The sequence below is a fragment of the Vibrio olivae genome, from assembly GCF_042428525.1.
Taxonomy (GTDB): Bacteria; Pseudomonadota; Gammaproteobacteria; order Enterobacterales; family Vibrionaceae; genus Vibrio; species Vibrio olivae.
In genome coordinates, this window is the sequence record NZ_JBHMEP010000010.1 from 82,157 (window position 1) to 95,586 (window position 13,430).

Annotated in this window: 15 protein-coding genes; 10 read left to right on the plus strand and 5 right to left on the minus strand. The window is 41.7% G+C overall.

The window, feature by feature from the left end:
- Nucleotides 1-17: 17 nt before the first annotated feature.
- Both ACFFUV_RS20125 and ACFFUV_RS20130 read left to right on the plus strand, forming a co-directional pair.
- Nucleotides 18-317 (plus strand): hypothetical protein, encoded by a 300-nt coding sequence (locus ACFFUV_RS20125; RefSeq protein WP_017788968.1) that lies wholly within the window; start codon nt 18-20, stop codon nt 315-317.
- 121 nt (nt 318-438) lie between these two features.
- Entirely contained in the window at nt 439-1,074 is a 636-nt protein-coding gene (locus tag ACFFUV_RS20130; protein ID WP_017788969.1) for a recombinase family protein, read from the plus strand.
- A gap of 50 nt (nt 1,075-1,124) precedes the next feature.
- On the opposite strand, the gene ACFFUV_RS20135 is transcribed toward ACFFUV_RS20130, so the two are convergent.
- From ACFFUV_RS20135 to ACFFUV_RS20150, 4 genes are all read right to left on the minus strand, one after another.
- Nucleotides 1,125-1,832 (minus strand): PIN domain-containing protein, encoded by a 708-nt coding sequence (locus ACFFUV_RS20135; RefSeq protein WP_023622873.1) that lies wholly within the window; start codon nt 1,830-1,832, stop codon nt 1,125-1,127.
- Between the two features lie 3 nt (nt 1,833-1,835).
- Nucleotides 1,836-2,468 carry a hypothetical protein gene (locus ACFFUV_RS20140; protein WP_023622872.1) on the minus strand — a complete coding sequence of 211 codons (633 nt, stop codon included), beginning with the start codon at nt 2,466-2,468 and terminating at the stop codon, nt 1,836-1,838.
- 450 nt (nt 2,469-2,918) lie between these two features.
- Nucleotides 2,919-3,167: a hypothetical protein gene (locus tag ACFFUV_RS20145; RefSeq protein ID WP_017789773.1), complete on the minus strand. Its 249-nt coding sequence runs from the start codon at nt 3,165-3,167 to the stop codon at nt 2,919-2,921.
- 3 nt (nt 3,168-3,170) lie between these two features.
- Nucleotides 3,171-3,797, minus strand: a complete 627-nt coding sequence (locus tag ACFFUV_RS20150) for a DUF8087 domain-containing protein (protein ID WP_390196603.1) — start codon at nt 3,795-3,797, stop codon at nt 3,171-3,173.
- 405 nt (nt 3,798-4,202) lie between these two features.
- Here ACFFUV_RS20150 and ACFFUV_RS20155 point away from each other — a divergent pair, with 405 nt between their 5' ends.
- Entirely contained in the window at nt 4,203-4,652 is a 450-nt protein-coding gene (locus tag ACFFUV_RS20155) for a hypothetical protein (RefSeq protein ID WP_390196605.1), read from the plus strand.
- 65 nt (nt 4,653-4,717) lie between these two features.
- Here the strand turns inward: ACFFUV_RS20155 and ACFFUV_RS20160 are convergent, their stop codons facing one another.
- Nucleotides 4,718-5,815, minus strand: coding sequence for a tyrosine-type recombinase/integrase (locus tag ACFFUV_RS20160; protein WP_023622870.1), 1,098 nt, complete (start codon nt 5,813-5,815; stop codon nt 4,718-4,720).
- A gap of 97 nt (nt 5,816-5,912) precedes the next feature.
- Here ACFFUV_RS20160 and dusA point away from each other — a divergent pair, with 97 nt between their 5' ends.
- The 7 genes from dusA (at nt 5,913) to ACFFUV_RS20195 (ending at nt 12,928) form a co-directional block, all read left to right on the plus strand.
- Nucleotides 5,913-6,956: a tRNA dihydrouridine(20/20a) synthase DusA gene (gene dusA / locus ACFFUV_RS20165; RefSeq protein ID WP_390196608.1), complete on the plus strand. Its 1,044-nt coding sequence runs from the start codon at nt 5,913-5,915 to the stop codon at nt 6,954-6,956.
- A gap of 164 nt (nt 6,957-7,120) precedes the next feature.
- A complete protein-coding gene (gene pspG, locus ACFFUV_RS20170; protein WP_390196612.1) occupies nt 7,121-7,333 on the plus strand; it encodes an envelope stress response protein PspG in 213 nt (70 codons plus the stop codon).
- Nucleotides 7,334-7,430: 97 nt separating this feature from the next.
- Entirely contained in the window at nt 7,431-8,093 is a 663-nt protein-coding gene (locus ACFFUV_RS20175) for a TIGR04219 family outer membrane beta-barrel protein (RefSeq protein ID WP_390196614.1), read from the plus strand.
- A gap of 155 nt (nt 8,094-8,248) precedes the next feature.
- Nucleotides 8,249-8,479 (plus strand): hypothetical protein, encoded by a 231-nt coding sequence (locus ACFFUV_RS20180; protein ID WP_390196617.1) that lies wholly within the window; start codon nt 8,249-8,251, stop codon nt 8,477-8,479.
- Nucleotides 8,480-8,602: 123 nt separating this feature from the next.
- On the plus strand, nt 8,603-10,441 hold the full coding sequence (locus ACFFUV_RS20185; RefSeq protein WP_390196619.1) for an assimilatory sulfite reductase (NADPH) flavoprotein subunit: 1,839 nt from the start codon (nt 8,603-8,605) through the stop codon (nt 10,439-10,441).
- Nucleotides 10,441-12,159, plus strand: a complete 1,719-nt coding sequence (gene cysI, locus ACFFUV_RS20190; protein WP_390196622.1) for an assimilatory sulfite reductase (NADPH) hemoprotein subunit — start codon at nt 10,441-10,443, stop codon at nt 12,157-12,159. The genes ACFFUV_RS20185 and cysI overlap by 1 nt, the downstream gene beginning before the upstream one ends.
- Nucleotides 12,152-12,928 carry a phosphoadenylyl-sulfate reductase gene (locus ACFFUV_RS20195; protein WP_390196625.1) on the plus strand — a complete coding sequence of 259 codons (777 nt, stop codon included), beginning with the start codon at nt 12,152-12,154 and terminating at the stop codon, nt 12,926-12,928. Before cysI ends, ACFFUV_RS20195 begins: the two co-directional genes overlap by 8 nt.
- Nucleotides 12,929-13,430 lie beyond the last annotated feature (502 nt).

Below are 13,430 nucleotides of genomic sequence, written 5' to 3' on the forward strand. Positions count from 1 at the left end.
GTTCGGGGAGAGGGATTATGGAACTTTGGATTTGGTTCATGGGTTTGTTAACTGTGATCGCTATTGTTGGAGGGATCTTCTTATATACAAAGCGTATTTATGACAAATCCCGTTCAGAGTGGAGGGTAGGCACTATGGGTAAGCAGAAGGCTCGCTATCGTGTAGCCGTTCAATACTTAGAGACAGGCGATGCATTTATTGAGTTGCCAAACGATTTATTGAAGCAAGTTGGTTGGGGGGAAGGAGACGAACTGGAATGGAAAGCGCTGGAAAATGGTTCATTTGAGTTGGGGAAAATCACAAAGTTAGAAGATTAATAATGTGACATTTAGGTATACTCTATGGTCACAGGTGAAAAGTGGCAGTTTTGATATATTCGTCATAACCTATATGTCACACCACATTAGATCATAACTTAAATGTCACTTAGGGCAGATTATGTATATATTTGGCTACCTTAGAGCATCAACAAGTGACCAAAATGCAAAACGAGCGCAGAGTACCTTACAGAAGTTTGTACAGGATAAGGGATTTCGTATCGCTGGATGGTACATCGAAAATGAATCAGGAGCTTCGCTGCAAAGACCTGAACTTCTTCGTTTACTTGATGATGCTGCGAAAGGCGATGCAATCATCATTGAACAGATAGACAGGCTTTCTCGTCTGGATGAGAAAAGCTGGTTCACATTAAAAGAAATGCTGCACGAAAAACAGCTCAAAGTGATTAGCCTGGATTTGCCAACTAGCCATATTGCATTCTCTCCCCAAATCACTGATGAATTTACCGGATCGATGATCAAAGCGATAAATAGCATGATGATGGATATGCTCGCCGCTATCGCGAGAAAAGATTATCAAGATCGCCGCCGCCGTCAGGCTGAAGGAATTCATAAGGCGAAAGAGGAAGGGAAATACCGAGGACGACAGGCTGACGCAGATCTACACGAAAGCATCTATCAGCTAAGAGTCATCAACAAGCTGAGTATTCGTGATACGGCCAAACTGACTAATGTGTCAGATCGTACGGTAATTCGGGTTGCTAAGAAGTTGGCAAGTGAGCGAGCAGTGGGGTAAGAAGCTTAATGCATGCTCTCGTTCCATTGGGCTCCAGACCCCGATATTTATTATGCTTGCCCTTTTGCTATTGCAAGTACATGTTCCACACTATTGATCAATATTGCCTGATGAGAAGAAAATTGAGTATCAAGTGGTGATTTCAGATTGTTGTATGTCCCAAAATCATCTTTATTCGCAGTGACAAATATAATTTTTTCATTGAAACCAGCCGCCCTTAACTCTTGACATAATTCTAAAAAGCACTCAACAATCTCGCAGTCTTTTGGTTCAAGTTTTCCTTTCCTAGCTGGAGCTTCTAGTTTGCGAACCCTTTGCATAGCTTTCAGTGTATGATCATTAGTTCTCTCAATACTGCGACAAGATTTTAGAAAATGCTCAGATAAAGATCTTATTTTGCTAGATATGCTTAGATCTGAAAATTTTGGTGGCATAGAGTGATTGGTATTTAACACCAAGTTTGTCACATTAATTATCGAACTTATACTACGGTCTAATTTTTTTATTTCTTTGTCCATGGTAGAGAGAACAACTTCAATATTATCCGCCCACTCCTCGTTAACGTTTTGGCAGGATATTAACCAACATGACTTTTCATTTATTTTTATGAGTTCAAGCATATTGCTTGCGTAAGAATCTGGCAATCCATGTAAATGAAGAGAGTTTAAAATATCTAATATTGAACATGTGTCGAAGAATAACACTGGTTGTTCATTTTCCAACAATTCATCTTTAACTTTTCTTGTTGATAAATACATGAATCATTGCTCCATGTACGTTATTAAATCTCTTGCAAATTCATACTCTATCACCAGCTTTTGTGCTGAATTTTCACTCCAACCTTGTTCGCATAACACTCGGGCTAGATCAGAAGAATTTACATATTTATTCTGTTTACATGTTTCCAAAATAAAGGCGAACCACCTTTTTTGATCACTAGGATGTGAGCTTCCTGTTGACTTGTTTGCTAAAGATGAAAATTGTTCTAGTAAATTTCCTGCTTTAGTCCCTACAACATCTTCTGCTGTTAAGGAATCCGAAGTTATTTCGACATCAATATCTAACTCTAACGCAACTGGTGTTAAGCATGAGTTATAGAAATCTGTAATTATTGCGTTATATTCGTCATAGCTTAGTTGTCCTTTTTCTAAAGGTACAACGTTAGGAATATACCAAGTATTATTTTCTTTCTGAAAAATGCTTAGGCCGGCATCAGGTAAAATACTATCCCCTGACCTTTTAAAGCTAAAAGCTATTTCACCTAAATATTTAGAGTTTTCTTCACTTTCATATGAGCGACTCCAATAAGATTTCACGTTATCAGTGACTTTTGAAATAAAATCAACTATTGATTTATCATCAAGCTTTATAAATACATCTTTAAATGTTTGCATTTTCTCTCCGAATATGAATTAACTCACAGAAGGTATTACAATATCTTAATAATCTTTAAGAAAACACAGACATTGAGTTCTTAATGCTGTTGTAACTAGAGTTTATAATTCAACAGCTTACAGCGAATGTCTGTGTAAACCTTTCTGGCCAACTAGTCTCATAATCTGCTATTAGGTTCAGGCGGTCAAGAACTGACGTGAGAAAGTGGTTAGTAACGTTAGTTTGAACGATTTTAGGTACTGTTAAGCTAGGATCTTACTTCTACTAGACAGAAAAGGCAGAGTCATACAACTCTGCCTTTTCTGTCTAATCTGATGACTGCATATTAAAGTTATATAAAGTTTTTCTAATGTAAAGATTGCAATAAAAAGTCACTTCAGAATACAAAACCATAGCGGGGCCTGTCAGCGCTCGAATTTAAAGGCTACTGATGGTGCTGGCAAATCCAACTAAAGGTAGCTATTAAGACATTCCATAAATAAAACAAATAACTGAGGTTCTACATCTTTGTCATTAGCTATGTTAGCAATTGAGCGAGGGCAATAACCCGATTTACCAATTTGTGTCCAGACTCTCTGAACATCCTTTGAAGTGATCGGAGGTGCAAATTTTTCCGTGGCACTCATACCAAGAATTGCTTTTCTTAACCGAGTCGGACGATCCAAATCTCCGTCTATAACGACAAAAGATGCTGACATAAATTACTCCGAAACTAAAGAATATTTCTCAACTAAGTGAGTCCATTCTGATGCTGTTAACTCATCTCCAGCAGCATCCATATTGTGTTTATTTTCTTCATCGATGAGTATCACTAGATAAAAATCATCGTCTTCCTCACCAATAACATCTTCTACGTAAAAACGCATTCCTTTTGGTGTTGTAGATACATATGTTGTTTCAGGTAACGGTCGTTCAGTTTTGACGGTAAGCATTTCGTTACTATGCGTTTGTGGTGTGCTTTCTTTCTCTAAAGCATTATTTAGGCGTATGGTGAAATCCGGATTTGCAGCAAGAATATAAGTCATTTCTTTGATGTCATCGGTCGTAAACTTATCGTGTAGCCCCCAACAAAGGTAAGTCGCAGATATTGTAACTGCTTGTTCAGTATATAGATTTTTTCCGAACTGCGCTTTTGCAAAATTAACGATAGGTACTATATATTCAAAGTCATCATTCGGAAGTGGTAGAGATTTAAATAGCGATAGCATCGGTTCTTGAATGTAAACGAAGTCTGCATAATTTTTTTCATCTCGTACTTTCTGTTTACTTAGTCGAGCTTGTTTAGCTTTTTGCTTTGCTCGTTTTTGACGTTTGTCTTGCTTCGCCATCGTTCACCTTACCCTATATACGTTAGATTTGCTCATGTGCTTAGAGTAACCTGCAAAAGCAAAGCATTCAATTATTTTGCTGTATAAATAAACACTAATCTTGAGGCATATCTCTAACAGTATTTCGATGATATGCCCAGGGAGGTAGGCGACAAGTGAACAGAGACTCTGAGCATAGATACCCTATGTGATGATTGTGAGATCCAGTTAATATTCAAGTGTGAGCATATTGTCGGACTCTATAAGCTTCAAGTTGCGCGCTGTGATGATGCATAACTTTCTGTTTGATAATAAATTATGTGCTTTTCTTGTTCGCTCATTATTGATGCCTTGACTTTTTAAGTTATTTGATTTGAGAATGAACTCAGAATTTTATGCAGGTGAATGAATATGATGGAGGTAAGAATGATGAAAAAAGTAGGGATTGTTCTAGCAACTGTAGCTGCGTTTTCTGTTCAAGCTAGCGTGTTTCCAAGAACAGAAGTAGATGCATATTTGCTAGCAATGAACTCAATGGCTCCGGTAAACGGCAAATACACAATTCAGTATAAAGCAGCTGTGGAAAGTAGTTGTAAAACAAAATTGACGATTGAGCAGTTAAACTCACGGGGCTTCACTAACGTTGTTCAGGCACTTGTTAGTAGTGAAACAGTCGATAAGTTGGGACTAGATGCTAGTGGTGGTTCACTTTCTGATACGCTTCAATTGATAGGGGCTAATATCAGCTGTTCTGACCTTAGTGCTCCGTACAAGGCTGTATTGAACAGCACTGAGTTTAATAAAAAGCATCAGCACTTATCGAAGGTATTGCATACTTGGGATGAAGTGGTTTCTCAGAGCGAAGCAATCCAATAAAGGCTAATCCAAAGGCTAAATTTCCGTGAAGCAAAGGAGGTTAGGTGTAATGCTCGATTGTAGCATTAAAGCTCTTGATCCATTTGTTTTAGCCTTTGGAGTGAATTGAATTTTTCATGCACGCGATTTGGAAAAAGCTCAGTGTAAATTTGCCAAAGGGTGTTTAGATTCCTATGACCAGTCACTTGAGCTACTTCCTCAATGGAAAAGCCTTGTTCAAATAAACGGCTTGCTCCCTCCCTCCTAAGATCATGATATCTAAGGTCTTGGATTCCTAGTGAGCTTCTTACACGTTGGAAGCCAGCGGAAACACTTTTGCTGTTGTAGGGAAAGATACGGTCGCAGGTCTTCGGCTGTCTATTCAGGATTTCCCAGGCCTCTCCTAAAAGTGGAACCCACATATGATTCCCTTCTTTTTTACGAGGGTCTTTACGATCTCGTACCTTAACAGCTCTAGTTCCTTCGTCTACGTCTTCCCATAGAATTTTGCACACTTCACCAATCCGCATACAGCTCAAAATAGAAAAATCCAAAATATCTAAAAACGGGATATGAGCAGCACGATGTTCTTGTCTTTTCCGAAGTTCTACCTTGATTCTGTTCAACTCCGACGTATCAGGGCGTCGGCTTCTTCGGTTTGATTTGGCAATTAGATTGTGTTGATAAAGAGTATAGTAAGCTTCCTGTACGACAGAATCGTTAACATCTATACCAAAAATTGGCTTTGCTGCTCTAAGAACACTGCGAAGATATGAAATATCACCGGACACTGTTTGAGGGCTTGTTCCCGCGTCATTACGATCTTTACAGTGCTGAACAAGGTTGGCTACGGTCAACTTGTTCGCTTGAATTTTCGCTAATTCTGTATCGATTAGCATGTTAAGACCATAACGTTTTGAACGACCAATACCTTTCGCAATGTGAGGTTCATTTAAGTACATGATGATCAGCTCTCGAAGAGTAACTTCCGGGGTTTTACCTGGTAGGCCATGCGTTTCGAGTTTAGATACAAGCGCCGTCCCCCAAGCTTTTGCGTCGGCTTTTTTCCCGAAAGTACGAGATTCACGATATACTACGTCATTACCTTTTTTTAATCGAACAACACATCTATATCGCAGTACCCCTTTGCTGGTTTTACGTTTCTCCAATGTAAAGCTGGCCATCTATGGTTCCTTGATAGTTGTTCGAATGCGTGCCCCATATGATACTGGGATACATATGGGGCACGCAATAGCGAAAAATGATTGAGAATAATTGAAAATGAACCGAGAACAGAAAACAGATAATTCTTTGCAAAATATAGACTTGTCTAGTAATATTGATGTGTCAAAGAGTGGGAGATTTAGCGTAGCACCCATGCTCGATTGGACGGATCGTCATTGCCGTTATTTTCACCGTTTGCTCTCTCAGCAAACACTGCTTTATACCGAGATGGTGACGACGGGAGCGATCATTCATGGTAAAGGTGATTTCCTGGCTTACAACCAACAAGAGCATCCGCTGGCACTGCAGCTTGGAGGATCGAATCCACAGGATTTAGCACGCTGTGCAAAATTGGCTGAGGAGCGCGGCTATGATGAGGTTAACCTCAATGTTGGTTGTCCGTCTGATCGCGTACAAAATGGGCGTTTCGGTGCGTGCTTAATGGCTGAGCCTGAGCTGGTGGCTGAGTGCGTTGCTGAGATGAAAGCGGTGGTGAATATACCCGTGACGGTCAAAACACGCATCGGTATTGATGAGCAAGATTCATATGAGTTTCTGACCGCATTTGTTTCAACTGTGGCGGAAAAGGGTGGATGTGAGCAATTTACCATTCATGCCCGTAAAGCTTGGCTCTCTGGGTTAAGTCCGAAGCAGAACCGCGAAATTCCACCGCTCGATTATCCACGCGCTTATCAGATTAAAAAAGATTTTCCCGATTTGGTGATTGCAGTGAATGGTGGGATTAAAACGCTAGAAGAAGCAAAGCTGCATCTTGAACACCTAGATGGTGTCATGGTGGGTCGTGAGGCGTATCAAAATCCGTATATTTTGGCGGAAGTTGACCAACAGTTATTCTGCTCCAAGGCGCCAGTGAAAAAGCGTCGCCAAATTGTGGAAGAGATGTACCCATATATCGAGCAGCAATTATCACAGGGTTCGTATCTTGGTCATATCACACGTCATATGTTGGGGTTATTCCAAAATATGCCCGGTGCGCGTCAATGGCGTCGTTATATTAGTGAAAATGCGCATAAGCCGGGCTCCGGCATTGAAGTGGTGCAAGCTGCATTGGCAAAAATTCCTCAAGAGTTAGATGTGTAATTTTCGCCAAATACTGGTGATTTTTACCAGTTAAATTGGAGTGACAAACGGGGCTCATCATAATGGCTCCGTTTTTTTATTTTATATTCAAAGGGTTGTGTTGTTTTCTGAGTTGGCGCGCTTTCTGCTTTATCAATAAGGATAACTTTAAGGAGAACGCGAGAATGTTTGAAGTCATTTTTGTTTTAGTGTTTGTCGCAACGTTAATGGTAACAGGGGTAACGTTTGTGACTCTCATTGCTGCTGCCGGTTTTGCATTTGTTGTGATGTCATTGGTTGGCATGCTTGGCTTAGCATTGAAACTGTTACCATGGATTTTAGTGGTCATGGTGGGCGTATGGTTTTTCAAAAACTATGTATATCAACCCAGAGGTTAAACTCGTTCGATTGTAAGATGTGAGAATATAAGTAGTGCTACTATAGTCATCGTAAAGACATACCCTGAGATCGTTTTTCTTCTAGGTAGGAGCGCAGATGAAAATCAAAGTGGCACACCTTATTGCGAGCGGCTTCGGAGCGTTGCTTGCTTGTTCCGCGTCAGCTGAGCCGATGTTGCAGGCTCATGTTGGTGTCGACATGTGGTTTGGGGACAGCAAAATTAACGACATTCGACGCGAAGATGAAGCGCTTCCCAGCGGTTACCTTACCATTGAAAATCAGCTTCCGTATCTTCCACATCTAAGGCTACGTTACACCACATTTGACACTCATTACCTCTCATTTGATAAATACGACCTCACTTTTTATTACCATGTACTTGAGCATGATCTGATGCACTTTGATGCGGGTATCGCTTTACTCAATTTTTCAGACACTCAATATCGTGATGGAGCGACGAATCAAACCAACGATTTTGATAAAACGGCGATGACATGGTTTCTCGCCGCGGAGCTCAATATTCCAAGTACTCCAGCGGATATCCTCGGTGAGGTTAGCTTTTCAGATAATGATGGTTTCAAAACCACCGATTTTATTGCCGGTGTTCAATACCGTATCCCAACAGGGGAAAATGAGTTAGCACTTAGAACGGGCTACCGAGTCATTGATCTTGAATCCTCAAGTAAGTTTTCTTCATCTTTAGGGGATGATTACGTCTTTATAGATGGCTGGTTCCTCGGCATGCGTTACCAATTTTAATACTTTCTCATTCGATTATTGACCGATGGATTAAAACGTCACGATCTAAAGTGGCGTTTTTTTATACATATTGCTTATATAGAAGCAAATTTAACAGCAAGTCGGCGTAGATTGACCATGCTTAATAAGCAGAGATCGAAACAGGACTGGACTCTATGACGATCAACGAATTGAGAAATTTATATCGTGAAAACCAGCTGGTGGAAGCGATAATTGAACCCTCTGCTCTCGAAGGGAGTTGGATTGTTGAGTTTCGACACTCTAAAGGGGGCTTTGTTTTACTCACAGATTCGCAGGGAGAAGAGTGTCAGTATATCGACCTAGATCTTGCCTCAAGATCAGCTATGGCGGTCGGTTTCAAACAAGTAAGAGTGGAAAGCAAGTAGTTGCTGTTCACTCTTACCCCGCTTTTTAATTCGAATTGTTATAAAACATTCTCTTCTATTCTTTCTTGTTATTAGTTGAAGTGGTTAATCTATCGTCACGCAATGAAGAGGGATGTCGTGACCATGTCTTCCAACGGAAACACGAAATTACAAGAAATGCCGGTGCTAGCTAGCCCGCTTAATGACCAGCAGCTTAATCAGCTGCAACAAACGGTTTCTCAATTATCTCCACAGCAGCTTGCATGGGTAAGCGGCTATTTTTGGGGGATTAGTCAAGCTCAACCTGCGGGTAGTGCAGTGGCTGGTGCGCAAGCCGTTCCCGCTGCAGCCGCGCAGCCAGCAGGTAAGCTCACCATTATTTATGCTTCTCAAACCGGTAATGCAAAAGGTGTTGCGGAAGCGTTAGAGCAACAAGCTAAATCGTCAGGTATTGACGCGCAGTTGTTTGATGCCAGTGATTACAAAGGTAAGGACTTAGCGAAAGAAACACACGTGATCATCGTTGCATCAACCAATGGTGAAGGGGAAGCCCCTGACAACGCGTTGGAACTTCATGAGTTTCTTCAATCAAAGAAGGCGCCAAAGCTGCCTGAATTGCAATATGGTGTTATTGGTCTTGGTGATTCTAGTTATGAATTTTTCTGCCAAACCGGTAAAGACTTTGATGCATTCTTGGCGAAACAAGGTGCGACGCCATTCATCGATCGTGTTGATTGCGATGTTGATTACGAAGCGGATGTTGAGCAGTGGTCTAAAGCTGCGTTAGAAAAAGTTAAAGATGCGCTTTCTGCAAACAATGCAGAAGTAGTACAGCTGCCTGTTGGCCAAGTCCCTAATGCTCAAGGTGAGCAATATACTAAGCAGAATCCATATACCGCTACACTACTAACCAATCAGAAGATTACTGGTCGCGATTCAGGTAAAGATGTACGTCATATCGAAATTGACCTTGATGGCTCTGGTATTTCTTATCAACCAGGCGACGCGCTGGGAGTCTGGTATGAAAACAGTTCAGAACTTGCCAATCAAATTCTAAACCGTGTTGGTTTGTCGGGAGTGGAAAGCCTTGAGGTTGATGGTGAGAGCATCTCGATTCATAGCGCATTAGTGAGCAAGTATGAAATCACTGCCGCAAACCCACAATTGGTGACTAAATTTGCAGAGCTATCTGGTAGTAAGAAACTGCAGAAGCTAGTGGAAGATAAAGACGCGCTCCGTGAGTATGCCGCTAAAACGCAAGTCGTTGACGTACTAAGCGAGAAGAAAACACAGCTTACCGCTGAGCAACTGGTTGGTTTACTTCGCCGTTTGACGCCGCGTTTATACTCAATTGCTTCTTCACAAGCTGAAGTTGAGGACGAAGTGCACTTAACTCTTGCTTTGGTGGAATACCAGCAAGGAGAAGAATCACGTTATGGTGGCGCTTCTAGCTACCTTTCACATCGTGTAGAAGAAGGTGATGAAGTCAAAGTGTTCATTGAGCACAACAATAACTTCAAATTGCCAGCGGATGACAATACACCGGTGATCATGATTGGACCAGGTACAGGGATTGCGCCATTCCGCAGCTTTATCCAAGAGCGCGAAAACCGCGATGCCGAAGGTAAAAACTGGTTGTTCTTTGGTGATCGTACCTTTACACAAGATTTCTTATACCAAGTTGAATGGCAGAAATACCTTAAGTCAGGCATTTTGAGTCAACTGGACGTGGCCTTCAGCCGCGATCAAAAAGAAAAAGTGTATGTACAACACCGTATCCTAGAAAACGCAGAACAAGTTTGGCAGTGGATACAAGATGGGGCATACATCTACGTATGTGGTGATGCTACTCATATGGCAAAAGACGTACATGAAGCATTGATTGAAGTGGCAGTAAACCATGGCAATCTCGCTCGTGAAGACGCAGAAGAATTTATTAACAACCTACGTAAAGAAAAACGTTATCAAAGGGATGTGTACTAATGAGTGAACAGCAAGAAGTATTAGGTCAAGTGCTCGGTCCACTTTCGGATAACGAACGCCTAAAGAAAGAAAGCAATTTTTTGCGTGGTACGATCGAGCAAGATCTGCAAGATCGCATTACTGGCGGCTTTACAGCAGATAACTTCCAGTTGATCCGTTTCCACGGTATGTATCAACAAGATGACCGTGATATTCGAGCCGAGCGTACAAAACAGAAACTGGAACCGCTGCATAACGTGATGTTACGTGCACGTATGCCAGGCGGAATCATTAAGCCAGAACAATGGTTAGCAATTGATAAGTTTGCAACCGAACATTCTTTATATGGCAGTATTCGCCTGACCACACGTCAAACTTTCCAGTTTCACGGTGTGTTAAAGCCGGATGTGAAGTTGATGCACCAAACGCTAAATAGCATTGGGATTGATTCTATCGCGACAGCTGGTGACGTTAACCGTAACGTTTTATGTACTTCAAACCCTGTCGAGTCTGAATTGCATCAAGAGGCTTACGAGTGGGCGACTAAAATTAGTGAGCACCTGCTTCCTAAAACTCGAGCTTATGCCGAAATTTGGCTTGATGGCGAAAAAGTCGAAACCACAGACGAAGAACCGATTCTAGGTAGTACTTATCTACCTCGTAAGTTTAAAACCACAGTTGTGATTCCACCGCACAATGATATTGATGTGCATGCGAACGATCTTAACTTCGTCGCGATTGCGGATAACGGTAAGCTGGTGGGCTTTAACGTGTTAGTCGGTGGTGGGCTTGCAATGACACACGGTGACACTTCGACTTACCCACGTCGCGCTGATGATTTTGGTTTTATTCCATTGGATAAAACACTGGATATCGCAGCAGCGGTCGTTACAACTCAACGTGATTGGGGTAACCGTTCAAACCGTAAAAATGCCAAAACTAAGTATACGCTTGACCGTGTCGGTATCGATGTCTTTAAAGCTGAAGTCGAAAAGCGTGCGGGCATTGCGTTTGAAGCCTCTCGTCCTTATGAGTTCACTAGCCGTGGTGACCGTATCGGTTGGGTAGAAGGTATTGATGGTAAGCATCATCTGGCTTTATTCATCGAGAATGGACGCCTACTCGATTATCCAGGTAAACCCCTAAAAACAGGCGTAGCGGAAATAGCGAAAATTCACCAAGGGGATTTTCGCATGACGGCAAACCAGAACTTAATTGTGGCGGGTGTACCTGCTGAACAAAAACAAGCGATTGAAAAAATCGCACGTGACCATGGTCTGATGGACGATGGTGTGAGCGAACAGCGTAAAAACTCAATGGCGTGTGTGGCGTTCCCAACGTGTCCTCTTGCCATGGCGGAAGCTGAACGTTTTCTGCCGCAATTTGTTACTGATGTAGAACAAATCTTAGAGAAACATGACCTGCCAAAAGAAGAGAACATTATTCTTCGTGTCACAGGGTGTCCTAACGGGTGTGGCCGTGCCATGTTGGCCGAAATTGGTCTCGTGGGTAAAGCTCCAGGGCGTTACAACCTTCATCTAGGAGGTAACCGAGCTGGAACGCGCGTGCCAAAAATGTACAAAGAGAACATCACTGATGCTCAGATCTTAGAAGAGATCGATCAATTGGTTGGACGCTGGGCGACAGAACGTCAACCAGGCGAAGCGTTTGGTGATTTCACTATCAGAACAGGGATCATTGAAGAAGTCGTGATCTCTAGAAGGGATTTCCATGCATAATTCTGTAGCTGTAAAACCTCAGCTTCAAGAGTTGCTTTCAATGACCAAGACGGAGCAAATCCTCCGTCTTGCGGAAATAAACTCTGAACTTGAGAAAATGACAGCCCATGAGCGTGTCGAATGGGCTGTAGAAAACTTGCAAGGCGAACATGCGGTTTCAAGTAGTTTTGGAATTCAAGCCGCTGTTATGCTTCATTTGGTCACGCAAGTGAAACCTGACACGCCAGTGATTTTGACAGATACTGGATATTTGTTTCCTGAAACCTATCGCTTCATTGATGAGTTGACTGAAAAACTCAACCTGAATCTTAAAATTTATCGTGCTGAGCAGAGTGCTAACTGGCAAGAAGCTCGTTACGGTAAATTATGGGAGCAAGGTATAGAAGGTATCGAGAAGTACAACAAACTTAATAAAGTTGAACCAATGCGTCGTGCATTGAAAGAGTTAGATGTGCATACGTGGTTCTCCGGATTACGCCGCGAGCAGTCGAAGTCGCGTCAAAACCTACCTGTACTCTCGATTCAAAATGGCGTGTTTAAGTTTTTGCCAGTGATCGATTGGACCAATAAAGATGTGCACTACTATTTAGAAGAGCACGGGTTGTCTTATCATCCACTCTGGGATCAAGGTTACCTATCTGTTGGTGATACCCACACAACGAAGAAGTGGGAACCGGGTATGTCAGAAGAAGAAACACGCTTCTTTGGATTAAAACGGGAATGTGGTCTTCATGAAGATGATGGAGAACAGGATGGATCTGGAATCTAATTCAATTTGGATCCTCTCTATTTAAGACAAAAGGTCGCGAATTTATGCGACCTTTTCTATTTTTATGCCTTTCTGTGGGTAAGTCTGTGTATATCTTGTTGTGAAGTTTTGGGTAAAGTTGGATAAATAAGGCTTTGTGCGCTTATTGTTCACTTAACCTCTATTTTTGCAATTTTTCTAAAATAACACTTGCTAATGTGAAGCCGATCTCTATAATGCCTCCTCGTCGACAGGGCAAGGGCTCACAAGAGTTCAAAGCCAGTTAGACAGGCTAAAGAGAAATAAAATAATCCAATTGCTTTTCTTTTGAAAAATGAAAAATAAAAGCAAAAAGTGTTTGACACCACGGATTAACTCGCTAGAATAGCCGCCTCTTCCAAAGTGACTTCGGTCACAAAAGAAGAGAAGCTCTTTAACAATATAAACCTATCAATCTGTGTGGGCACTCGTTGATGATAATCAAAGATGATTCTAAAGAATCAACTGAGGTTTCAATGAACTG

What these genes read in the sequence shown, in the direction of transcription:
- ACFFUV_RS20125 (WP_017788968.1), top strand. Translation starts at nt 18, where the DNA reads ATGGAACTTTGGATTTGGTTCATGGGTTTGTTAACTGTGATCGCTATT.
- ACFFUV_RS20130 (WP_017788969.1), top strand. Translation starts at nt 439, where the DNA reads ATGTATATATTTGGCTACCTTAGAGCATCAACAAGTGACCAAAATGCA.
- ACFFUV_RS20135 (WP_023622873.1), bottom strand. Translation starts at nt 1,832, where the DNA reads ATGTATTTATCAACAAGAAAAGTTAAAGATGAATTGTTGGAAAATGAA.
- ACFFUV_RS20140 (WP_023622872.1), bottom strand. Translation starts at nt 2,468, where the DNA reads ATGCAAACATTTAAAGATGTATTTATAAAGCTTGATGATAAATCAATA.
- ACFFUV_RS20145 (WP_017789773.1), bottom strand. Translation starts at nt 3,167, where the DNA reads ATGTCAGCATCTTTTGTCGTTATAGACGGAGATTTGGATCGTCCGACT.
- ACFFUV_RS20150 (WP_390196603.1), bottom strand. Translation starts at nt 3,797, where the DNA reads ATGGCGAAGCAAGACAAACGTCAAAAACGAGCAAAGCAAAAAGCTAAA.
- ACFFUV_RS20155 (WP_390196605.1), top strand. Translation starts at nt 4,203, where the DNA reads ATGATGAAAAAAGTAGGGATTGTTCTAGCAACTGTAGCTGCGTTTTCT.
- ACFFUV_RS20160 (WP_023622870.1), bottom strand. Translation starts at nt 5,815, where the DNA reads ATGGCCAGCTTTACATTGGAGAAACGTAAAACCAGCAAAGGGGTACTG.
- dusA (WP_390196608.1), top strand. Translation starts at nt 5,913, where the DNA reads ATGAACCGAGAACAGAAAACAGATAATTCTTTGCAAAATATAGACTTG.
- pspG (WP_390196612.1), top strand. Translation starts at nt 7,121, where the DNA reads ATGTTTGAAGTCATTTTTGTTTTAGTGTTTGTCGCAACGTTAATGGTA.
- ACFFUV_RS20175 (WP_390196614.1), top strand. Translation starts at nt 7,431, where the DNA reads ATGAAAATCAAAGTGGCACACCTTATTGCGAGCGGCTTCGGAGCGTTG.
- ACFFUV_RS20180 (WP_390196617.1), top strand. Translation starts at nt 8,249, where the DNA reads ATGACGATCAACGAATTGAGAAATTTATATCGTGAAAACCAGCTGGTG.
- ACFFUV_RS20185 (WP_390196619.1), top strand. Translation starts at nt 8,603, where the DNA reads ATGTCTTCCAACGGAAACACGAAATTACAAGAAATGCCGGTGCTAGCT.
- cysI (WP_390196622.1), top strand. Translation starts at nt 10,441, where the DNA reads ATGAGTGAACAGCAAGAAGTATTAGGTCAAGTGCTCGGTCCACTTTCG.
- ACFFUV_RS20195 (WP_390196625.1), top strand. Translation starts at nt 12,152, where the DNA reads ATGCATAATTCTGTAGCTGTAAAACCTCAGCTTCAAGAGTTGCTTTCA.